The organism is Photobacterium atrarenae (genome assembly GCF_024380015.1).
Taxonomy (GTDB): Bacteria; Pseudomonadota; Gammaproteobacteria; order Enterobacterales; family Vibrionaceae; genus Photobacterium; species Photobacterium atrarenae.
The window spans coordinates 887,075-906,361 of sequence record NZ_CP101509.1; the positions used below are offsets into that span (position 1 = coordinate 887,075).

A 19,287-nucleotide genomic window follows, 5' to 3' on the forward strand; every position below is an offset into this window, starting at 1 on the left:
GATATTGTCTTTGATGCATAGTTTAATGGTGTCTTATGGACAGAGATTTTGGGGTAGGTGAATGCCATGGACAAAGTAAGTATTGAAGATATTAAGTGGTGGCTAGTTCAGCTTGACTCTTTCGAGAAAACGGGTAGTGGGAATGCCCCTGGTTTTTGGAAGCCTTTTCATTTTACGACCTTAGCGATTGAAGCAAAGCGTGCAGGGAAAAACCTGATATTGCCACAAGAGCGGGAAAACTATGCTGCCCGAATGGGTCTTTGGGAAGCTATAGGCATGCAACCACCTGTCAAGGTGAATAAGAATCCAGCTTGTGGGCGGTTCGTTGAAGCTCGCTCAGTACAGCATGATGTTGAAGTTCACCCACTTTCAATCGAAATATCTGAGATGTTTCGCGGATGCGTGCAAAATCAATCGACACTGGACTCTATTCAGGTTTTGATGTCAGAGCTTTTAGGGAATTGCTGCGCTCATTCCTCTACCGATGGCGTATTTGGTTTAGTCTGTGGGCAGTCATGGCCAGGTGGTAATCTATCTCAGATTTGTATTGCTGATTGCGGTATGGGGATTCGAAACTCCTTACTCGGGAACGAGGGGTTAAGAGATCGACTCACGCAAAATAATGCGTGCCAAGTGGCAACAGAATATGGGGTTACCGGTAAGCCTTATGGATCTCACTCTGGGTACGGCCTAACTCTAGCGAATGATCTAATCAAAATTAATTCAGGTTGTCTCATTGTTGTGTCTGGGAATGAGTGTTATATAAATCGTGATGGCGTTTCAGAATCGGTTACGCTTGATCATGCTTGGTCAGGAACTTGCGTTATACTTGAATGGAACATCGATCAACCACTCGATGTTGAATTAGTGTACAACTCTTGGCCTAAGCCGGATTCTATGGATGGGGAGGAATATGATGAACTCTTTACTTAATCTCCCTGGCGAATTTCAAACATTGGCCACTAGGGAAAATGGCTCATTAGCGCGACAAAAACTTCTTAACATTTTGGATGATCATGAAGTGGTGACTCTTGATTTCGCAAATAGTTCGGTAAGTCCGTCTTTTGCTGATGAGTTGGTCGGTATTTTGGCTCGAGAACTTGGTTTTGAGGTCTTCAGGACCAAAATTCGCATGGTGAACGTATCGACACCAACAAAAGCTATCTTGAAGCATGTGCTGAGTAAACGGTTACACTGAGCATTAAGTTATGAATAAGAAGGAGAGCATGTGCTCTCCTTTTTTATGTGTACACATTTTGCTGTAGGTATAACTTTATCCTTTCATTTCTTCGAACACCAAAGTCTTAGAACTTACATAACCCGTCTTTAACTTTTTCAGAGATGTCAGATATACTGGGCTTTGGCGGGCGATTATGGCATGTTAAAGAACTGTTAAATAAAACGGCCAAACCCGTCCAAAGTCTTAGAACTTTTTCCCTTTACGAGCTGCGCATACGGCTAGAATGCGCAACTCACCAGATAACCGCGGTGCCCGAGCCTTGATGTTTACTTGCTTCAGTAATCAGAGAGGTTCAGGAAATGCGCAGCTTAATTCTCAATTTCTCCCCTGTACTTCACGACCACACCATCACCGCCCAAGGGGTGGGGGCTCGGCATAGGAAAAAAACGCCTGGCTACAGGGGGAGGTGGGTACCTGGAAAACTACACCAATTTAGAACTTTCACTGAGTGCCTCCGAAGTCGAAGCAGCAGTGAAGTGTCTGCCGCTTCCGGCCCACTGGCGGCGAATAGCCGATCACCTCGGCCCGGATCAATTCCTTTCTCTCTGGCGACGGCTGGAAACCCTGCGAACGGAACGCCGTTTGCGGATCCCCGTCCCGAAATACACCGAACAGCATGAAGCCATGGCGGCGGATGTGTTTGAAGAATGGCTCGATGCGCAGCGCTTGGCGCAGGCCTGGTTTGAAATGTATGTCGCGGTGGATGCCGAGCAGTACCGGTTCATCTGGCGGGAACTCTACCGGGCCGCGTATCACCCAAGTCGGCGAACACTGCGAGTGTACGTGCCGGCATTCACGGTATGGGGCAAGCACCTGAAGCAGGTGCTGATCATCGAACTGCTGCGGGCCGAAGTACCCCGGCCCCGAATCCGGCATCAACTGCACACCTGGCTGGGTTGCGATGCCTCGCCGAGCCGGTTGCTGCGGATGTACAACGAGCTGCGCCAGGCGAACCAACTCCCTCCTGATACCAGACTCAACTGATAACGTATCGCCATGAGTGAGAAGAAGCCCAATCAGCCGCGTGAAAGTATCACCTTCAAGTGTGTTCACTGCAATTTCACCTTCAAAGCGGCCCCGGAACGAGTCGAGGATGAACCCAAACGGGCGCATCCTTTTCGCTATTTTGGTAAATGCACCAACTGCCAGCGGGAAGTGCAGCAGGTGCCGTGGGAGGTCGGGCAGTTCTGCTCGGTGCTGGCGTCGACCGGCCCGAAGACTGCAGAAGGCAAGGCGCGTTCGGCTGCCAATTTAGCCGGTCACCCGACCGCTGCCGAGCGGGCCATCACCCGCTTTAATGCCCTGAAGCACGGCGCCAACGCGAAAACGGCCCTATTTTTCCCCGCTCGCCCCGGGAAATATCCGCAGTGTGCGACCTGTGATGTCGACCACGCTTACTGCGCGACGCAACCGGCCTGCATCAAGCGTACCGAGCTGATGATGCAGCATCTGATCGCCTTTCAGTCCGGCGACCCGACCAAGCTCACCGAGCTGCACGCCATCAACCAGGCCAATCTGGCCGCAATCTTTCAGGACATGATGCAAACCATCGTGGCCGACGGTGTATCGCTGCGCAATCCGGTGTACGACTTCGACAAAGAGGGCGGTTTCCATATCGGCCAGTACAAAGACGGTCACGGTGATATGCAGACCATCGAAGAGGTCAAAGCGCACCCCTTGCTTAAGCCGATGCTCGACATGCTCAGTAAGAACAACCTCTCCATGGCGGATCTGAACATGACGCCGAAAGTTCAGGTCGACCAGGGCATCGAAATGGGCAAAACCCTCGAGCAGGAAGACGAGCGCGAGTCTGCGCTGGAGTACCAGCAGAAAATGAATGAGCAGATGGCAGGCCTGCGGCAGCTTATCAGCCGCTCACAGCAGCGGGTTCGTAACGACAGCATTCTGATTGAGCACAACCATGAGAACGGTGCCGAGGAAGCCGAAGTGATTGAGGTGGATGGCCATGAGGTAAGCAAAGATGGCTGATCGCATCACCGCCAAGCAGCGCATCGAAGTTCAGAGCCTGGCCGAGCAGGAAATCATGCGCTATGCCGGGAATCACGGCATGTGGCATAAACACGTCCACAACGTCGAGCTGGACCCGGTGCAGCTGCTGAAAATGGAAGAGATGGATGCCAGCCCCAACACCGTCGATTTCAGTTGCCGCCGTACCGGGAAAACCGCAGTCAAAGAGATGTATTTTCTGGAGTGGAATGCCATTCACTGCGATCAGGAAGGCGGAATCGTCGCGCCCCGGGAAGCGCAATCACTGGTGAACCTTGGTTACCACCTCGATGCCATCCGGCGCTCCGATATTCTCAGCGGCTACATCGCCTACAAGTCCGGCCGTAAGCAACTGGCCGATACCTATTACGAGTTCGCCAACCGCTCGAAAGCCCGGGCTTACGGCATCATGGCCAACGTCGATGGCGGGGACTTAACCTGGGCATCGCTGGAAGAGGTCGACGACCTCGATCCCGAACGTCTCTACAGCCGGTTCCTGCTGATGATGGGCTCAACCCGCCGTCTGGGTGCCAGCAAAACCGCGGTCAACAAACCGCAAATCCGCATTACCGGGGTTTTCAAAGGTGCCGATACCTTGAGCGGCATGATCGACTCCGGCGAGTACACCTGCCTGCCAACGGTCGACTGTTACCTCGGCATCGAGCTCGGCATCCTCAACGAAGAGTTCGTGATGTCGATGAGAAACCAGCTCTCGGAAGACGAATATATCCGGCAGCTGCTGTGCATCAACGTCGCCGCCAAAAACCTGATCTGGGAAAAGTACATCCGCTACGCCATTCAGGTTGGGGTGAAGATTGGCCTCGAACCGGCGATGCCGGAGCCATATACCGTCTACAAAAAGCGGGGCATGGTCTCGTTCGGCTACGATCACACCGGACATGGCGAGAATGTGGCATCGTCCCGGTCGGCCCTTGTGGTCGAAGAGCAAATCGGCAACTTCTCGGTCGTGATCTTCTGCAAAACATGGCACCCGGGCACCGATGAAGGCGTGATCCGCAAAGATATTGTCGGCTTCTGGCGCTACTTCCGGCCGGATTACGCGATTGGCGATGCCTTCGGAATCGGCCTGATCACCCAAGTGAACGATGACCTGTTCGCCGAAGGCCTGACCCAAATCGACCGCCGGGCCATCGGCGGCGGGGAGAGTACCGCCTCCACCTGGCCGGAATGGGCTTTCTCACCGTTACGGTTTGAAGGCTACGCCAAACACCAGATGGCCCAGTCCCTGCGCAGCGCCTACCACAACCGGCAGATGGTGCTGCCGTATGTCGAAGACCGCGAGAACGACCCGGATGTGCAGGACTTCATGAACCTTCCGCGCCAGCTCAAGAACATCAAGCCCAGCCCGGTGAAAGCGGGCAGCTACAGCAGTTACAAGATGCTCAAAGCGGTGATCGGCGATGACCTGTTTGATGCCCACATGGCCTCGCACTGGGCGCTGGTCACCCAGGGCGCTGCGCCGGTCCCGAGCATCATCACCATCAACCACAAAACCCGCGACCAGCTATTGGGCAGCCCCAGCAGCCTGAATTTGTTAAGGAACCTCTCATGAGCATGATTTCACGCATTTGGGCTGCTGTTCGCAACAAGCCCCTGGCTTCCGCGCCCAATACCCCGGGGAATCAGAGCGGCCAGCAACATTCCGACAAAGGCCATATCGCCGACCCGGAGCGCTCGGTGCAGTACCTGTATGACATGATGCAGTGCGACCCGAACCTGCGGGCGGCCATTGTCACCCTGCGCCATATGGACAAAGTGGATCCCCGGGTGAAGAAGATTCACCGCCGTATTGCCCGCGATGCCACCAAGGGCGGCCTGAAGCTGCACTGGGTCGGCAAAGAAAACCAGCGGGTGAACAAGCTCTGGCTGCAATTCATTACCCGGCTGCAACTGAACAATCGCGCCAAGTTGATGAGCGATGCCGGCGGACTCGCGAAAGAAGGCAACCTGCCGTTGCAGTGGGTGGTCAACGAGGCCATGCAGGTGACCAACGCCATCCGGATGCCGACCGAAACCATTATTCCTATCGTTGACCAAACCGGCCGATTCAAGAGTCCGAAGCAGGCGTTCCGCCAAATCGACCCGATCACCTGGCAGGAACTCTGCACCTTTCCGCTGTGGCAGCTCACCGTCAGCCGGTTAGACCCGGACAACTTTGACGACATGGGCTGCATGGGGCGGCCGTACCTCGATGCCAACCGCACCATCTGGCAGAAGCTGGTGATGACGGAAGAAGACCTGGTGATCCGCCGCCGGACCCGGGCGCCGCAAAAGCTGGCGCACTCGCTGGATGGTGCCGATAAAGCTGCGCTGGATGAATACCGCGAGCGGGTCGAAGGGCAAAGCGGGGAAATCGCCACTGACTTCTACGGTAACAAGCTCTCGGTCACGGCGGTCAGCGGAGATGCCAACATGGATCAGATCGCCGATATCAGCTTGCTGGTTGATGCTTTCTTCTCGGGCGCCCCGGCGCCGAAAGGCCTGTTCGGTTATGTCGACGGCATGGCGCGGGACGTTCTGGAAGATCTCAAGCGTGACTATTACGAGGAAATCGACGCCCTGCAGGATGCGCTGGCCTACGCCTATCAGGACGGATTCAAGCTGCAACTGCTGCTGGCCGGGCTGAATCCGGATTCTTACCAGTTCCAGGTGCAGTTCGTGGAGCGGATGACCGACACCAAGAACCAGCGGGCCGACCTGGCGCTGAAATATCAGGCATTGGGGATGCCGCGCAAACTGGCGTGGGAGTCAGCCGGGGTTGATGTGCAGCGCGCGGAAAGCATGCGCGAGGAAGAAGCCAACAGCCACGCACCATATTTAGAACCATCAGAACCGAATGTAAGCATTACTCCTGGTAATCAGCCTAAAGGGGAAAGTGCAACTTCAATCAGCAATCAATAACAGGTAGTGACGATGGCGAACAATTTGCGAACTCAAACTAAAGCTGCAATTCACCGGGCAATGAAAGCCGCAATGAAAGCGACTGCTGAGCTGAATGACTCTGCTCTGGCTGAGATAGAACAGCTATATACCAGCACATTGGCTGAAATTCAGTTACTTGTCTCAAATTATGCTGATGAGCTGGGTGTGGTTCGCCTTTCCCAGCTTCATAGACTGAGGCAAGAAATTGGGGATAGGTTAAACCGGCTTGCACAAACTCAAACAATGATGGTCCATGAAAACATTAGCATTGCTGCTCAGAATGGCGCTATGGCTTCAAACGGGACCGTGGCTGAAGATGTGATAAGAGATATTGTCGATGACTCAGTCATGACTGCTCGAACGTTTAAATACAATGATGGGTTGCAGCTTAGTGATCGGCTGTGGCGCATTGATCGTCATGCCAGAGAAGTCGTCATAAATGCAGTTGACCGGGCAGTGATTCTGGGTAGCTCGGCCAGTGAAGCTGCCGATGATTTTATACGAAGAGGGCAACCAATACCTGATGATATTGTTGGGAAAATGAAACTGGGTAACGCCGACGGTATTAATCGAGTGATAGCGACTGATCTAATGACAGGAAAAGGCGTACCTTACGATCATATTCGACTCGTCATGCAAACAGAGATAAATCGCGCTCATGATATGGCGTTTATGGGGGCTGCATTTAAAGATCCGTCAGTCGTTGGTATCCAGTTTACGCTTCATCCCACTAAGCACAAGAAGCCAGATATTTGCGATATGCACGCGAGTGCCAACCTGTATGGTTTAGGCAGAGGTGTCTACCCTGAAGGGAAAGTGCCCGTGAAACACATACGTACGACCAGTTATTACAAAAAGGTATTTGAAGACGAAGTGACAGAGGATGACCGCACGGGCCAGACGGATCGCATCAGCTGGCTGAAAGGGCAGAGCCGTGAAGCTCAGAAAGCCGTGCTGGGCCATGATAAGAAAGTCGCAGCTCTGGAGAAAGGCTACCTGACCGAAGGGATGATCGCGACGCCCTGGAAGCACCTGGAGCCAGCTCTGAAGCGAAAGGGCATCAACACCCAGAACTTGTAATCACCCTCTGCGGTGACGAAAAATTGGTCAATTTTGTCTACGTATCTTCGATATAATGATTACGTCAGTGAGAAGCCCATACGGTGACCGCGCCGGGCAAGCTAGGAGCTAAGGATATGAATACCGCAGAGAAAATGCCTGAACGCTACGGCATGAAAGCCAGCGCGGCCAACGAGTCGCCCGTGAAAGAAGTGGTTTGCCAGTGTGGTCACCGGATTTGTGACAGTGAAGGAGTGATCCGCTCCCGCTGTGTGAAGATTGTGGAAGGGGTGGCGCTGTGTCGCTGTAAGCGCTGGGTGGAAGTGCCGGTTGGTAATCAAGGTTGAGGAATGACAATTAAATCAGCGTTTTTTGGTAAAACACAATTAAGCGATGAAGATGCCGATCGTTTCGTGGAGCTGGTTCGGAAAAAGCATCTGAACCCGCGTGCTTCGAGGACTTTACGGCGAGGGCGGGGTGTACTGGCCAAGATGAGAGCAAAGCCTGAGTGAGAACTCAGGCTTTCAGATTATATGGCTTCTGGGAATGCCTCTAGTGCATTAGGTTCAGCTTCTTTTTCTTCCCTCTGTTTGCGGATCGCTTGGGATTCTCTATATTCTCTGGCTTCCGCAGTTACAAGGAATTCAGCGTCAGGAGAGATCTTTTGTACTTCAGCTTCAATATCGCTCAGTGCAACATCAAAAAACTCTTTTCTGTTGTTCACAAGATTCAGCCGTTTTTCATCAAACGACTTATGAAGCGCATTCTCTAATGCAGGTGCATCGTCAGAGTAGATCATGGCATGAACATCAAACGTGAAAGGTACGCTTGCATCGCCTAACTCTTTAACTCGGTCGAGCGGCTCTAAGCGTCTGGTCATGCCTATTTTATAGACGTTTTTACCGAATGAACCGATATTGGATATCACATAAACATGGCCAACTTTAGTTTGTTCTGCCATTGATTTTGCTCTTTCACTTTTAGCGTGAGCCTCTTCTAGTTCAGCGGTCAATGAAAGTATTTTCTCATTTAGATTGTCAAGTTTTTCACCAGTGGCTTTTTTCGCTTCATTTTTAGCCTTTTCAAGAAGTTTTTGATATTGTTCTTCATCCTTTAGGGCTTTTGCCATCTCTTTTTCTAACTTGGCTTCTTCTCTCATTTGTCGTTTTATTTCAGCTTGTTCATCTTTCTCTTGTTTTTTCTTCTCTTGATACTCGTATGCAAGTTTCAACTCTGATAGTTTTAAATCGAGGTAAATTCTTGATATGACGATGCAGTTTGACTCATTTAATTTGTTGATGGCCTCAAAAGACTTTTTAATGCGTGAAATCATGTTATTCACATTATTCCAAGAAACTTTTGCAATACAGGCGTCGCATTCATTATTGAATGCTCTCGCTGTAAGTCGAATGGCTTTATTAACCATTTTTTTGCCTTCGGCCCGGCTATCTCCAACAGTCCATTGAGTTGTACAGCTTATCGCTTGCTTATCAGAAATCATTTGTTTTTGTTTCTGTTTTATTTCTGATATTTTAATTTTGTATGTTTCGGAAGTGTCGAAATCAAATTGGGGCTTATAAAACCCTTGTTCAATCATATCAAGGTCATTTTCATAGAGAGAAACCTCTTTGATTAACTTATCTAAAATGTTTCTTTTAACCTGATAGTTTGATTTTAATTCATTACTTTTATTTTCAAGCCGTTGGATATCTTGGAGCACTCGGTTTAACTCTTCGTCAGCATCAATTACACCGTCAAACCGGTTCTTATAATCATCAATAATATTCTCTTTTTCTTTGAGAATATTATTTCGTTCAATAATCATTTTGTTACCGCGGACGGCAAGGAACAAGAGAAATATAATAATTATTGCTGCAATAGCAATTACTGTTGTTGATATAACCATTACCAGAAGTCCATTTAATAATGTGAGTTGTTTCATATAATCATAACTCGACATCTATAACTGTAAACCTTGACATCCCCTAAATGCGCAGTTAGTCTCATATCCATAGCAGCAAAATCTGTTATCTGGATTGGCGTCCAGCTTGATTCTACTCAGAGCCTAAAGACGCGCTCGCGTCTTTTTTGTTGGGCTGCGTTCGCGCACACCTTAGAAATGTTATATTCTATGGCGGCTCGAACAGGGGCGACTTCGGTCGCGCCGGAACCTGAGTAGCCGGTTACGCCAACCCTGTTCGAGTTGCCACCATCGTGAGTATTGGCGTCTCCGTGTGGCAGCGAATTTTCAGCTACTCAGGAGACATCTTATGTCTGCACTTCAATTATCTCTCCCCGCCCAGGGTAAAGACTCGCACTCTCTCGTACTTGAAGCCCGTGAAATGATCAGCGGACTGGCCGCCATGGCCGGCGCAACCGACGGCACCATCGACACCCTCACCGGAGATCAACTTTTCTACTTGTTCTCCGCCATCAGCGACAAGCTGGATATCGCCCTCACCAAGATGGAGGCGGAATGATGCAACAGGCCAACATCACCGAACTCGAACCAAAATTACTCGAAGCCATGTATCAGGAACTGGCGGGGCCATACCCCGCCGTCGTCTGCGACTGCGGCCACTGCATCTTCACCCACCAAGGCGTCATCCGCTCCCGCTGCGTAAAAGTCGCCGAAGGCGTAGCGCTGTGTCGATGTAAGCGGTGGGTGGAAGTGCCGGTGGGGGATGAGCTTCTACTGACATAGCAGTTGCTTGAGAAGTTTGTGAGGTTTAAAGTTGCGTAATGCGACAATTTGTCGCATTATTATAGTGTCGAAACAAGGGGGCTCAAGTGGAATCAAAATTTATAGTCGTCGATTTTGGCCTAGCGTTTAAAGAGTGGGAAGAAAGACAAATCCGCTTAACACGCTGGATTGACATGGTCGATGACATGCTGAGAAAGCATGAAAGTGGGTATGAGATCGGGCTAAAGCGCAAAGAGGAGGAGATATCTAAGAGAAATCAATTGCTTAACAGCTTGAATAAGTTTCTCAAACTAATTCGACTGTTGATTAAATTCAACCAAATTCTTAAACAAAGTCGACTAGTGAAGTTGGATCAGCTGCTTAAGCTGAATGAAATTATTCGTCAGAATCAAATTATTGACTTGCACTTAGAGGTAAGCAGTAACCGGGTGATCAAGTGCAATGACAAAGCTAAAGGAGCAATGCAATGGCAACAAGTGTCCGCTTAGATGATGAGTTTGTTACTCACGTTAAGGTATATGCGGAAGCGGAAAGCCGCTCTGTGCCTAAGCAAATAGAATACTGGGCTAAAATTGGTCAAATCATGATTGATAATCCAGATCTGTCGTATAGCTTTGTACAAGAAGCTCTCCTTGCTTCCGAAGAAGTCAAATTCGGAATGGTCAAACGGTATGAGCGAAGAACAAAAAGAAATTGATGTATTTGAGACTCCTCGGTTCGCAAAAGCGTTAAAAAAGTTGTCTGAACAGCAACTTAAAGTCGTTGAAGATGAGATAGATAAGATCATTGCTGACCCTGAATTGGGTGTACAGAAAAAAGGCGATTTGTCTCATTTATGGGTGCACAAGTTTAAGTTGGAATCGCAGCAGATTTTGCTCGGTTATAGCTGGGTTGAAAATCAGTTAAAGCTGTACCTTCTTAACATCGGCTCTCATGAAAATTATTATCAAGAGATGAAGAGAAATCGCAAGACCGATCTAAAGCTGATTAAATGATGAGATAGGTTTAAGCCTGAGCAGCAATGCGCAGGCTTTAGTATTCCTTTTAACCCCCTCCCGCCGCTTCCAAGCCTTTGACACCCTGCCCACATTGATGGCGACCGAGCCCCTGAGTTAACCCTCAGGGGCTTTTTCCGTTTTAGGGCAGAGACATGAACCAGAAAACCTTCCTTTCCGCCAGTGTTGTGCTGGCACTCAGCGCAGCACAACCCAGCGGAGCTATTCATCTCCTGTCTGATGCTGTCAAGGTGGATACCAGCAGCACAAATAAGCACACCGTTGTCACCATTACCCGAACCGGCAAATTTTACGACCCGCGATATGGCGAATTTGAACTGACCCAGCAGATGTTCGATTCCCTGGTGAAGAACTTCAACGAGAATGTTTACGGCCAGGAAATTAACATCGACATTGCGCACCAGCCTGAAAACGGTGCCGGGGCGGTGGTCCGTCGCCTGTTTACTGATCGCGGTCGACTACGTGCAGAGGTGGAGTGGTACGAACTCGGCGTCAATAAAGTCCTGAAAGAGGGCTTCAAATACCTGAGCGCCGAAATTCATCCCAATTACGTCAGCAACGAAGCAGGGCAAGACGGCCAGTACCAGGAATTCGGACCCACGCTGCTGGGCGCCGGTCTGGTCACCCGGCCGTGCATCAAGAACCTCGACAAAATCGAACTGAGCGAGGCCAGTTTGCACGAATGCCCAACCTATCTTTCCGAGTCGCTGGCCAACAAATTCTCTGAGGAACGACAAACTATGTGGAAACAACTGATCGCATTGTTCGAAGCGAACATCAAAGGGTTGAAACTCTCCGCCGAGCAGCACGCAGCCATGGTTCAGCTGTTTAAAGACTCCCTCACCGGCGTCAGTGATGAAGTCGCGGCCACCAAGCTGCGCGAGCAGATTGAAGGCGTCGCCAAACAGCTGGCTGAATCCGGCACCACCAGTGCGCCGGTCATTAACCTCAGCGGCGGTAGCCTGACCCAGGAAGACGTGGTGCGCATTCTGGGTGAGCAGCAAACCGCGCAAGCACAACAGCAAGCCGACCAAGCCAAGAAGCTGGCCGAGAAAGTGAAAATTTTCACCGATGCCATCGATGCCGCCGAAGGCCTGAGCGATGACGTGAAAACTGAACTGAAAGAAGCCAAAGACCTGATCACCGTTGAAATGTCGGACCAGCAGATCACCAAGCTGGCGGAAAACCAGATCTCCCACGGCAACCAGAAGATGGTCAGCATCCAGCTCTCCGGCTTGGGCTTCGGCTCGGTGGCCGGGTCGATGACGCAAACGCCGGACCAGCAGCGGGAAAGCCTGCAACTGCAACAGCAAATCCACTCGAACCTGCGCCAAACCAACACCTATTCCCTGGGCCAGCTGAGCCTGAAGGAAGAAAAAGACCTGCCGGTGTTTGCCCAGCAGGTGCTGGCTGAGTTCGACCGCCTGAATCACCACCGCATTCACCAGGAGCGTTTGATGCTTACCGGACAGGGCGGCGCGAACGTGATTTCAGATACCGAGCTGCCGGTGTCGGTACAACGGGAAGTGATCCGCGAAGCCCTGTCTGACCTGAACGTGCTGCAACTGGTGCAGACTCTGACCGACTTCAGCGCCAGCGCCACTACCCACATCCCGTATGAAATGCGCGATGTCTCGGCCATCATGGGCGACGGCATTGTGTTCGAGCACGGTACCATCCCGAAGGTCAAAAACTCCCAGCGCATGGACCTGGCCTACGTGCTGCCGATGAAAGTGGCGTTCGAAGTCTCCAACGAGCTGATGCACTTTTCCAAGTCGTCTGTGATCAACTGGGATGCCTGGGGCCGCAACGTCGCCACGGCCAGCCGCATTATCAAAGAGCTGGTCGCCCGCCGTCTGATGAACACCATGCAGCGTGTGGCCGACAGTTACTTGGCGGCGACAGCCAGTGACGATCTGGCGGCTCAGCTGCAAAATGCTGCAACGTTCAAAACGGCGCAGTTCCCGGTGGTGGCCCAGCATCAGCAGTTCGATCTGCAAGGCAACACCATCGGCACCGTTGAGAACCCGATTGTGCTGACCATCGACGGCACTGAAATCAAACCGTTCGACGGCTCCGGCAATCAGGCCCCAGGTACTTATTATGTGGTTCGCTCGTACAACCTGGGCCAGTTTGCCCTGGTTGATGAGCTGGGTGATCTGAAGCCGGTGACCGCAGGGGCTGCCAGCATCGACTACAGCTACGCCACCAATATCCAGAAAGTTGACAGCGATGTGCCGGACGGTATCACCGCCGAGAAGCACTACAACAAGCTGATGCAGGCCATCGGCCGCCGCAAGGCCATCATGAAGGATGACCGCTTTGTCACGCCGGACTTCCTGATCATGTCCAACACCCTCAACGACACCTGTACCAATGCCGAGCAGTTCATTGTGTCGCAGCGTCGGGACGGAACGCGTACCAGCGCGCAGGGCGATCTGGAAGCGGTGAAATCTCTGCCGGCTTATTCCACCAATGCCCCGGGCACGCACCTGGGTGACGAGCGGATCCTGATGGGTCAGCGTGGCGCCCTCACGTACACTGTGGTTAAACCTTACTCCCTGAGCGAAATGCAGGAAGCCCGCGACAGCAACGGCCAGCTCAAGGGCGGCAAAGAAGCCTACGGCGAAGAGTACAACGCCATCCACTGTCCGAAACCGATCCGTAACCGCTTTACCAGCGTGTTGTTCTACTCAGCGTCAGGACGATAGGGACGTCGTTTCCCCGGCCACCCAGGGCCGGGGCTTTTTCTTTTCAGATTCAGGGTGATCCAAATGAAACCAACCATTGCCTACACCAACAACACCAAACAGCAACAGAACATCGGTGGTCGCACCGTCATGCCGGGCGAAACCCGGGAAGTGGATGCCCGCTTTGTGCCGTCACCGGCGCTGGTCAACCGTGGCCTGATGATCCTGTTCATCAACTTTGATTCGGAAGCCCGTTACTTCGGCACCACCAAGGTCGGGCCGGGCCAAGCGGCGCGGGTGTCCATCATCCATTTCGAGAACCCGAACCGCGAGAGCGCCGGGGCTGTGCAGGATGAGATTTTTGTTCGCCTGCTGGATAACAAAATCGACGTCATCAAGCCCTATTTTTCCGAGCTGGATGACACCGAGCTGCACCGCCTGGCCGAGCTTGAAAAGGTCGACGGCAACCGGAAAACGCTGTTGGAAGACATCGAGACCGAACTGTCGGTTCGCCAGGCCGAACGCGAATTCAGCCCGGCAGAATATGCCAAGTCGCTGGAAGCCATGAGCGATGAAGATCTGCAGGTGGAAATCCTTAAAGCCGGTGACGACAGCCGTAAGCTCGACGCAGTACAGAACGAGCTGGCCAAGCGCAAAGAGCAGGAGGCTTAAGCCATGTCCGGGAATGTATGGGATAAGGTCAAAGGATTGGTTGAGTCATCAGCTCCCCTGATAGGCAGTCTGCTTGGCGGCCCTGCGGGTGGGGCTGTTGGGACTCTGCTTGCAAGCACTTTGGGGGTTGAAGATAGCCCGAAAGCTATTGAATCGGCGATTGAATCGAATCCGAACACGCTGCTTAAGATCCGGAAGATGGAAAGTGATGAGCGGGTGGAGTTGCGCAAGCTCAAGCTGCAGGAAGGTGCGCTGAATTTGGACTTCGAGAAAGCCAAGCTCACGGATACAAAGGATGCAAGGCAGCAGCACGGGGAGCACTGGATGCCTTGGGCATTGACTCTAACGCTGGCTCTGATGGTAAGCGGTATGTTCGCTTCGTTGTTTTTCGGTAATCCACCGCAGGACTATGCTCAGGTGCTCATCATGATCGCCGGGACGGTGATGGGGGCCTTTGGTACCGCTGTGGCTTTTTGGCTGGGCAGCAGCCAGGGCAGCGTGACCAAAGGTAAACAGTTGGTTGGAGGCGGGCATGGCCGGTGACACCGCGGAGTGCAGTGTGATTACACGCAGTGAGTTTTCTGAGTTCCGGATCGAGATGCGAACCTACATGAAGCAGCATACCGAGCTAATGGGGCAAATGATTGAGATGCAAACCAAGCACAACAGCTTGGAATCTCAGGTGGTTCGCCTTGATGAGGCTATGGGGGAACTTGAGAAACGAATGCGGCCACTGGAGTCGGCAACGGTAAGCACCAAGTACAACCGGGATCTGATTTGGGTGCTGCTCCTGTTCGTGGTCGGTATCGCTTCATGGAAACTGAGAGGGGGCTGACATGCAGGTATCGGATCTCATCGTGAAACTTCAGGCGGCGCTGATGGACAGCGCCGAGTTTGTTGCTGGTCATGAAAGGCAGTTGATTGAAATGGCCCTGGCCGACTACAGCCGGTATCGGCCACAGCAACGGCTCGGCACCCTTGCGCTCGAGCTTGGGGTAGATTGCTATTCGGCGCCGGCGGATTTGATTTCTGTTCGAGTTAGTTACTACGGCTTGGCGGCTCGTAAGCAACATCAGCCCTGGGAGCGCGGCTACCCGCAGCATCTGCCGACCTTGAGCCGGATTGATGACGAGAATGGCAAGCCCCTGCTGAAGCTGTCGTTTATGCCCGGCTATCACCTGCTGAATCAGTGCGGCTGGCAGTTCAGCTACAGCTACTACGCCGCGCGTACGATTCAGAATGATGCGTTCAGCATTGACCCGCACGATGAGCCACTGCTGTTGCTCCGGGCCACCGCTGAAGCTGTGAAATACCTGGCTGTGAATCATCTGAGTAAAAACGTCTCGGTGCGAAACAGTATTGGTGGTGAAGCCAAGAACGGCACCCCGGCAGGGATTCATCAGCAGTTGATGGCGCAGTTTGAGCGGCAGGTGCGCCATGCGTGAGTTATCGGTTGATCTGCAAACCTCAGCGCTGGATGAAGCGTTTCGTAATGCGCCTGAGTTGGTGTTGAGCCATCTTCGTCGAGGGGTGATGCGCGCGGCAGGTGATGTAGAGAACGTATCCAGAGATGAAGCACCTACAGCGTCGTTTGGACTTCGTAACGCGATTAGAAGCAAGACGATTGGCGAACTTCAGCAATTAGTACAAAGTTCCCAGAACTATAATGACCTTGTTGTTCAAAAAACCTCGTCTCAAGGGTTTCCACGGCTACGAATGATCGAAGATTGGATTAAAGATCAACGCCTGCAACCGCACAACCCCAAACATACGCAGTCGGACCTGGCATTCATGATCGCCCGGTCGATTGCCCGCAACGGTACCGCCCCCAATGATTTTTACGACCGAGCTGCAGACCAGACGTCCTACAGGGTCGCCGATATCCTGAATGCCTCGGTTGCCGCAGGCCTGCGCGCCGCCGGATTAAGGAGCCGCTGATGGCAAACGCTGAACGCAATATCGACGCCATTCTGACTGCGATTACAGATGGCTTTGAATCCCGCAACCCGCACCGGACAACCACCCGCAACTGGCAGGACCGCAGTGCATACAGCAACCGCGATCTGGAACCTGGGATCCTGACGGTGATTTATACCGGTGAGATCCCGAACGATGTCTACAACACCTACGTCAAAATGCTGGTCATCGGCCGGGTTTACTGCGGTGCGAAAACCACGGGCCTCGAGACTGAGCAGGCCGAGCTGGCGTTCCTGCAGGAGTGGCGGGATTTCTGTTCCAGCAGTGCCTTCGGCAACATCTCGATCCTGTCGGTGAATACTTCGCAGCAGCAGGAAACCCCGGACGGTTGGTTTATTGCGGAATGCCGCACCGGCCCGCATGACCTGGCGGGAGAGCTGGATTGGTTGCCGGTCGGCCCGGAAACCTTGCCGGACCAGATTCTGGCATCGCAATCGCCGGAGATTGGCTTTGGCCATGAGTCTGATTACTTCCCTGTTACGGATGATGATTCCTGATGGAGCTTACCCAGCATCAGCTGATTCGTTTGCTTAGTGAGATGATTCAGTTCGGTACCATCACCGAGGTGCAGGCCAAGCCGCTGCGCTACAAGGTACGGTTTGATGAAGACCGTACCAGCGACTGGCTGCGTTCAAACGTCGGTCACGCTGCAGAAGTGAAAGACTGGCACCCAATGCAGAAAGGGGAGCAGGTAGTGGTGCTCAAACCGTTTGGTTCGCATGGTGGGGTGATTGTCGCCAGCCTGAACCAGACGCAGTTTGACCAGCCGAAAGACAACCTCAAGCTGTTCTACCGCGAGTTCCAGGACGGAACCTGGCTGCAGTACGACATGGAAAACCACCGGCTATCCGGTGAAATCAAAGGGGAAGTCGACATTGTGGCGGATGAGCAGTTCCGGGTGGCGGCACCTAAAATCGTGCTGGTTGGGGACATTGAGCATGAGGGCAAGCAATCCACCACGGGCGATATATCCTCAGGGGCGAATATTACCGCGGCAAATAACATTTCCGATAGCGTTCGCTCGATGGCGGGTGATCGTGAAATTTATAACGGTCATGACCACAACCATGGCGACCCGAGAACCAGCCTTGCCAATCAACGTCAGTAGGTGATGGATGGCGACAGGAATTGATGAAAACACAGGGCTGATCATTCAGGGCGTCGCTGAATTAAAGCAGCGCCTTCTACGCTGTATGCGGACCCGTAAACGCACTTTACCATTGGGCCGGGGCTATGGCTCAAACCTCCCTTATCGCATCGACCGCAACATCACCCCAGAGCTGGAAATGGACATTTATGCGGACGTGGCCGATATGGTCGCGGACCCTCTAAACGGCTTTGCTGACGAGATAAAACTCAACAAAGTGTGGCTGGAACGAGGTGAGAATGCGGTGTTGGTAGGGGTGGAAGTGACGTTGCTATTTGATGGCAGCGTGGAAAATATCACTGGATTGAGCTGGTGAGTCAAATTGACTTGTCTAAGCTGCCGCCGCCGGAGGTAGTGCAGCAGCTTGATGCCGTCAGTATCCGAACCCGGATGCTGCTTCGCTATGCGGAGCTGCAAGGCGTCGAGGTTCCTAAAGTAGGTGATCCCCTGCACAATGCGATGTCCTCAATGGCCGAGGAAGTCACCCGGGCTCGCCAGGAGTTTCAGGATATCTCTCTCGAGAACATGGTTGCCTTTGCCTCCGGGAATAACCTGGTCCATCTCGGTGCTGCCCGTCCGGTCGAGAAATTCGACAAAGAGACAGATGATCAGTACCGCCGCCGGGTGCAAATGGCCCCTGAAAGCTTCAGCGTCGCCGGGCCTGATGGCGCTTATATTTTCCACGCCCTGAATGCTCATGAGGATGTGCTTGATGCGCGCCCATTGAGTCCCACGCCCGTCAAAGTCGATCTCTATATACTCAGTCGCCTTGGTGATGGCAGTGCTTCTCCTGAATTGTGTCAGACCGTCTTCGATTACCTGGACGGGATCACCAAGCGGCCGCTGAATGACAACCTTGATGTGTATCCCGCGATCATCAAGCCTTACCGGATTGAGGTTGAACTCAACATGCCGGTTGGCCCGGGCGAGGCGCAAACCCTAGCGATGGCCGAGAAACGTCTGCAGAAGCTGGCTGATGAAACCCATGTGTTAGGCGGTGAAGTGGCGCTTTCGGCGCTGTATGCCGCGGCGCACGTCAAAAGGGATGACAAAGCCGCGGAGATCGGGAGCTTTCAACCGGTGACCAAAGTGAGCTTGATTGAGCCACTGGCTGGGATTGAATGCCTGGCATCGGAAGCGCCTTTTTGTACTGAGATCGTGGTTCGCAAGGCTGGAGCGGTGGTATGAGTGGTTTTGTCAGCACATTGCCGCCCTCAGCTGCTGCCATGGAGCGTGCGTTAGAGCAGGTGTTCTGGGAAGAAATTGCTCTGATTGAGCGGGAGATTAAGGGTTTTCTCGACCCCAGGAAGTGTCGGTTAGATCTTTTGCCGTACCTGGCCTGGGAAGTCAGTGTGGATGATTGGGACGATAGCTGGGATGAAAAGTACAAGCGTCAGGTGGTTGCCATGGCGCTGGAAATTCATACCTACAAAGGCACCCGATACGCCGTCGACAAGAGCATTGAAGCGATCCGTTCTGACAGCCTGCGGGCTGTTGAGTGGTTTGAAGACCCGGGTAACCTGGCACCCGGCGAGTTTCGGGTTGATCTGATTTCCCAGCAGTCCCCGGTTGACTCAGAAACGCTGAGCAGTGTGTACCGTGCGGTCAACAATGCCAAAAACACCCGCTCCCACCTCAAAGGCATCACCATCACCAGCCGGGTTGAAACCCCTGAGAAGCGTATCGCCCTGAGTCGCCAGACTAAACAGGTTCGCTGTGGTCCGTGGGTGATTAGCTCGATGGTGAGTACGTCTCAAAATGCCATGGTGTGCCTGTCACGTGTCACCGTTCAGGTCCGTTCCGGCCCGTTGCCTTTAACTTTGGAGTAGAAA

At 52.6% G+C, this 19,287-nt stretch carries 25 protein-coding genes; 24 read left to right on the forward strand and 1 reads right to left on the reverse strand.

Annotation, left to right across the window (positions count from 1 at the left end; genetic code table 11):
* The first annotated feature begins 66 nt into the window (after window positions 1–66).
* The 8 genes from NNL38_RS20030 (at window position 67) to NNL38_RS20065 (ending at window position 7,596) form a co-directional block, all read left to right on the forward strand.
* On the forward strand, window positions 67–933 hold the full coding sequence (locus NNL38_RS20030; protein WP_255392209.1) for a hypothetical protein: 867 nt from the start codon (window positions 67–69) through the stop codon (window positions 931–933).
* Entirely contained in the window at window positions 914–1,198 is a 285-nt protein-coding gene (locus NNL38_RS20035) for an STAS-like domain-containing protein (RefSeq protein WP_255392210.1), read from the forward strand. Before NNL38_RS20030 ends, NNL38_RS20035 begins: the two co-directional genes overlap by 20 nt.
* Window positions 1,199–1,711: 513 nt before the next feature.
* Complete coding sequence (locus tag NNL38_RS20040; RefSeq protein WP_255392211.1) at window positions 1,712–2,224, forward strand: hypothetical protein; 513 nt, start codon at window positions 1,712–1,714, stop codon at window positions 2,222–2,224.
* A 12-nt stretch (window positions 2,225–2,236) separates the two neighbouring features.
* Complete coding sequence (locus NNL38_RS20045; RefSeq protein WP_255392212.1) at window positions 2,237–3,229, forward strand: hypothetical protein; 993 nt, start codon at window positions 2,237–2,239, stop codon at window positions 3,227–3,229.
* Window positions 3,222–4,820, forward strand: a complete 1,599-nt coding sequence (locus tag NNL38_RS20050; RefSeq protein WP_255392213.1) for a hypothetical protein — start codon at window positions 3,222–3,224, stop codon at window positions 4,818–4,820. The genes NNL38_RS20045 and NNL38_RS20050 overlap by 8 nt, the downstream gene beginning before the upstream one ends.
* Window positions 4,817–6,169, forward strand: coding sequence for a hypothetical protein (locus NNL38_RS20055; protein ID WP_255392214.1), 1,353 nt, complete (start codon window positions 4,817–4,819; stop codon window positions 6,167–6,169). The genes NNL38_RS20050 and NNL38_RS20055 overlap by 4 nt, the downstream gene beginning before the upstream one ends.
* A gap of 12 nt (window positions 6,170–6,181) precedes the next feature.
* A complete protein-coding gene (locus tag NNL38_RS20060; RefSeq protein WP_255392215.1) occupies window positions 6,182–7,270 on the forward strand; it encodes a hypothetical protein in 1,089 nt (362 codons plus the stop codon).
* 116 nt (window positions 7,271–7,386) lie between these two features.
* Window positions 7,387–7,596 (forward strand): hypothetical protein, encoded by a 210-nt coding sequence (locus tag NNL38_RS20065; RefSeq protein WP_255392216.1) that lies wholly within the window; start codon window positions 7,387–7,389, stop codon window positions 7,594–7,596.
* A gap of 182 nt (window positions 7,597–7,778) precedes the next feature.
* Here NNL38_RS20065 and NNL38_RS20070 read toward each other — a convergent pair whose 3' ends face one another.
* Window positions 7,779–9,209, reverse strand: coding sequence for an SNIPE associated domain-containing protein (locus tag NNL38_RS20070; RefSeq protein WP_255392217.1), 1,431 nt, complete (start codon window positions 9,207–9,209; stop codon window positions 7,779–7,781).
* A gap of 310 nt (window positions 9,210–9,519) precedes the next feature.
* Between NNL38_RS20070 and NNL38_RS20075 the strand changes: the two genes are divergently transcribed.
* The 16 genes from NNL38_RS20075 to NNL38_RS20150 all read left to right on the forward strand — a co-directional run bounded on the left by NNL38_RS20075 (window position 9,520) and on the right by NNL38_RS20150 (window position 19,284).
* Window positions 9,520–9,729 carry a hypothetical protein gene (locus NNL38_RS20075; RefSeq protein ID WP_255392218.1) on the forward strand — a complete coding sequence of 70 codons (210 nt, stop codon included), beginning with the start codon at window positions 9,520–9,522 and terminating at the stop codon, window positions 9,727–9,729.
* Window positions 9,726–9,953, forward strand: a complete 228-nt coding sequence (locus NNL38_RS20080) for a hypothetical protein (RefSeq protein WP_255392219.1) — start codon at window positions 9,726–9,728, stop codon at window positions 9,951–9,953. The genes NNL38_RS20075 and NNL38_RS20080 overlap by 4 nt, the downstream gene beginning before the upstream one ends.
* Window positions 9,954–10,039: 86 nt before the next feature.
* On the forward strand, window positions 10,040–10,441 hold the full coding sequence (locus tag NNL38_RS20085) for a hypothetical protein (protein ID WP_255392220.1): 402 nt from the start codon (window positions 10,040–10,042) through the stop codon (window positions 10,439–10,441).
* On the forward strand, window positions 10,420–10,650 hold the full coding sequence (locus NNL38_RS20090) for a TA system antitoxin ParD family protein (RefSeq protein WP_255392221.1): 231 nt from the start codon (window positions 10,420–10,422) through the stop codon (window positions 10,648–10,650). Before NNL38_RS20085 ends, NNL38_RS20090 begins: the two co-directional genes overlap by 22 nt.
* The gene (locus tag NNL38_RS20095; RefSeq protein WP_255392222.1) at window positions 10,625–10,948 is read left to right on the forward strand and encodes a type II toxin-antitoxin system RelE/ParE family toxin; all 324 of its coding nucleotides are present in this window, start codon (window positions 10,625–10,627) and stop codon (window positions 10,946–10,948) included. The genes NNL38_RS20090 and NNL38_RS20095 overlap by 26 nt, the downstream gene beginning before the upstream one ends.
* A 155-nt stretch (window positions 10,949–11,103) precedes the next feature.
* Entirely contained in the window at window positions 11,104–13,680 is a 2,577-nt protein-coding gene (locus NNL38_RS20100; RefSeq protein WP_255392223.1) for a hypothetical protein, read from the forward strand.
* Window positions 13,681–13,743: 63 nt separating this feature from the next.
* Window positions 13,744–14,331, forward strand: coding sequence for an ABC transporter ATPase (locus NNL38_RS20105; RefSeq protein WP_255392224.1), 588 nt, complete (start codon window positions 13,744–13,746; stop codon window positions 14,329–14,331).
* 3 nt (window positions 14,332–14,334) lie between these two features.
* Window positions 14,335–14,874 (forward strand): hypothetical protein, encoded by a 540-nt coding sequence (locus NNL38_RS20110; RefSeq protein WP_255392225.1) that lies wholly within the window; start codon window positions 14,335–14,337, stop codon window positions 14,872–14,874.
* Window positions 14,875–14,890: 16 nt separating this feature from the next.
* Window positions 14,891–15,166 (forward strand): chromosome partitioning protein ParA, encoded by a 276-nt coding sequence (locus NNL38_RS20115; protein ID WP_255392226.1) that lies wholly within the window; start codon window positions 14,891–14,893, stop codon window positions 15,164–15,166.
* Between the two features lies 1 nt (window position 15,167).
* Window positions 15,168–15,776 carry a hypothetical protein gene (locus NNL38_RS20120; RefSeq protein WP_255392227.1) on the forward strand — a complete coding sequence of 203 codons (609 nt, stop codon included), beginning with the start codon at window positions 15,168–15,170 and terminating at the stop codon, window positions 15,774–15,776.
* Window positions 15,769–16,269: a hypothetical protein gene (locus tag NNL38_RS20125; RefSeq protein WP_255392228.1), complete on the forward strand. Its 501-nt coding sequence runs from the start codon at window positions 15,769–15,771 to the stop codon at window positions 16,267–16,269. Before NNL38_RS20120 ends, NNL38_RS20125 begins: the two co-directional genes overlap by 8 nt.
* Window positions 16,269–16,805: a hypothetical protein gene (locus tag NNL38_RS20130; RefSeq protein ID WP_255392229.1), complete on the forward strand. Its 537-nt coding sequence runs from the start codon at window positions 16,269–16,271 to the stop codon at window positions 16,803–16,805. Before NNL38_RS20125 ends, NNL38_RS20130 begins: the two co-directional genes overlap by 1 nt.
* Window positions 16,805–17,416 (forward strand): phage baseplate assembly protein V, encoded by a 612-nt coding sequence (locus NNL38_RS20135; protein ID WP_255392230.1) that lies wholly within the window; start codon window positions 16,805–16,807, stop codon window positions 17,414–17,416. Before NNL38_RS20130 ends, NNL38_RS20135 begins: the two co-directional genes overlap by 1 nt.
* A gap of 7 nt (window positions 17,417–17,423) precedes the next feature.
* The gene (locus tag NNL38_RS20140; RefSeq protein ID WP_255392231.1) at window positions 17,424–17,771 is read left to right on the forward strand and encodes a GPW/gp25 family protein; all 348 of its coding nucleotides are present in this window, start codon (window positions 17,424–17,426) and stop codon (window positions 17,769–17,771) included.
* Entirely contained in the window at window positions 17,768–18,643 is an 876-nt protein-coding gene (locus NNL38_RS20145; RefSeq protein WP_255392232.1) for a baseplate assembly protein, read from the forward strand. Before NNL38_RS20140 ends, NNL38_RS20145 begins: the two co-directional genes overlap by 4 nt.
* A complete protein-coding gene (locus NNL38_RS20150) occupies window positions 18,640–19,284 on the forward strand; it encodes a phage tail protein I (RefSeq protein ID WP_255392233.1) in 645 nt (214 codons plus the stop codon). The genes NNL38_RS20145 and NNL38_RS20150 overlap by 4 nt, the downstream gene beginning before the upstream one ends.
* Window positions 19,285–19,287 lie beyond the last annotated feature (3 nt).

Bases quoted from the DNA above. Each gene is read 5' to 3' on its own strand.
- NNL38_RS20045 (WP_255392212.1), top strand. From the start codon at position 2,237: ATGAGTGAGAAGAAGCCCAATCAGCCGCGTGAAAGTATCACCTTCAAG.
- NNL38_RS20120 (WP_255392227.1), top strand. From the start codon at position 15,168: ATGCAGGTATCGGATCTCATCGTGAAACTTCAGGCGGCGCTGATGGAC.
- NNL38_RS20125 (WP_255392228.1), top strand. From the start codon at position 15,769: ATGCGTGAGTTATCGGTTGATCTGCAAACCTCAGCGCTGGATGAAGCG.
- NNL38_RS20130 (WP_255392229.1), top strand. From the start codon at position 16,269: ATGGCAAACGCTGAACGCAATATCGACGCCATTCTGACTGCGATTACA.
- NNL38_RS20065 (WP_255392216.1), top strand. From the start codon at position 7,387: ATGAATACCGCAGAGAAAATGCCTGAACGCTACGGCATGAAAGCCAGC.
- NNL38_RS20140 (WP_255392231.1), top strand. From the start codon at position 17,424: ATGGCGACAGGAATTGATGAAAACACAGGGCTGATCATTCAGGGCGTC.
- NNL38_RS20055 (WP_255392214.1), top strand. From the start codon at position 4,817: ATGAGCATGATTTCACGCATTTGGGCTGCTGTTCGCAACAAGCCCCTG.
- NNL38_RS20150 (WP_255392233.1), top strand. From the start codon at position 18,640: ATGAGTGGTTTTGTCAGCACATTGCCGCCCTCAGCTGCTGCCATGGAG.
- NNL38_RS20035 (WP_255392210.1), top strand. From the start codon at position 914: ATGATGAACTCTTTACTTAATCTCCCTGGCGAATTTCAAACATTGGCC.
- NNL38_RS20105 (WP_255392224.1), top strand. From the start codon at position 13,744: ATGAAACCAACCATTGCCTACACCAACAACACCAAACAGCAACAGAAC.
- NNL38_RS20075 (WP_255392218.1), top strand. From the start codon at position 9,520: ATGTCTGCACTTCAATTATCTCTCCCCGCCCAGGGTAAAGACTCGCAC.
- NNL38_RS20135 (WP_255392230.1), top strand. From the start codon at position 16,805: ATGGAGCTTACCCAGCATCAGCTGATTCGTTTGCTTAGTGAGATGATT.
- NNL38_RS20030 (WP_255392209.1), top strand. From the start codon at position 67: ATGGACAAAGTAAGTATTGAAGATATTAAGTGGTGGCTAGTTCAGCTT.
- NNL38_RS20080 (WP_255392219.1), top strand. From the start codon at position 9,726: ATGATGCAACAGGCCAACATCACCGAACTCGAACCAAAATTACTCGAA.
- NNL38_RS20095 (WP_255392222.1), top strand. From the start codon at position 10,625: ATGAGCGAAGAACAAAAAGAAATTGATGTATTTGAGACTCCTCGGTTC.
- NNL38_RS20090 (WP_255392221.1), top strand. From the start codon at position 10,420: ATGGCAACAAGTGTCCGCTTAGATGATGAGTTTGTTACTCACGTTAAG.
- NNL38_RS20110 (WP_255392225.1), top strand. From the start codon at position 14,335: ATGTCCGGGAATGTATGGGATAAGGTCAAAGGATTGGTTGAGTCATCA.
- NNL38_RS20070 (WP_255392217.1), bottom strand. From the start codon at position 9,209: ATGTCGAGTTATGATTATATGAAACAACTCACATTATTAAATGGACTT.
- NNL38_RS20050 (WP_255392213.1), top strand. From the start codon at position 3,222: ATGGCTGATCGCATCACCGCCAAGCAGCGCATCGAAGTTCAGAGCCTG.
- NNL38_RS20060 (WP_255392215.1), top strand. From the start codon at position 6,182: ATGGCGAACAATTTGCGAACTCAAACTAAAGCTGCAATTCACCGGGCA.
- NNL38_RS20100 (WP_255392223.1), top strand. From the start codon at position 11,104: ATGAACCAGAAAACCTTCCTTTCCGCCAGTGTTGTGCTGGCACTCAGC.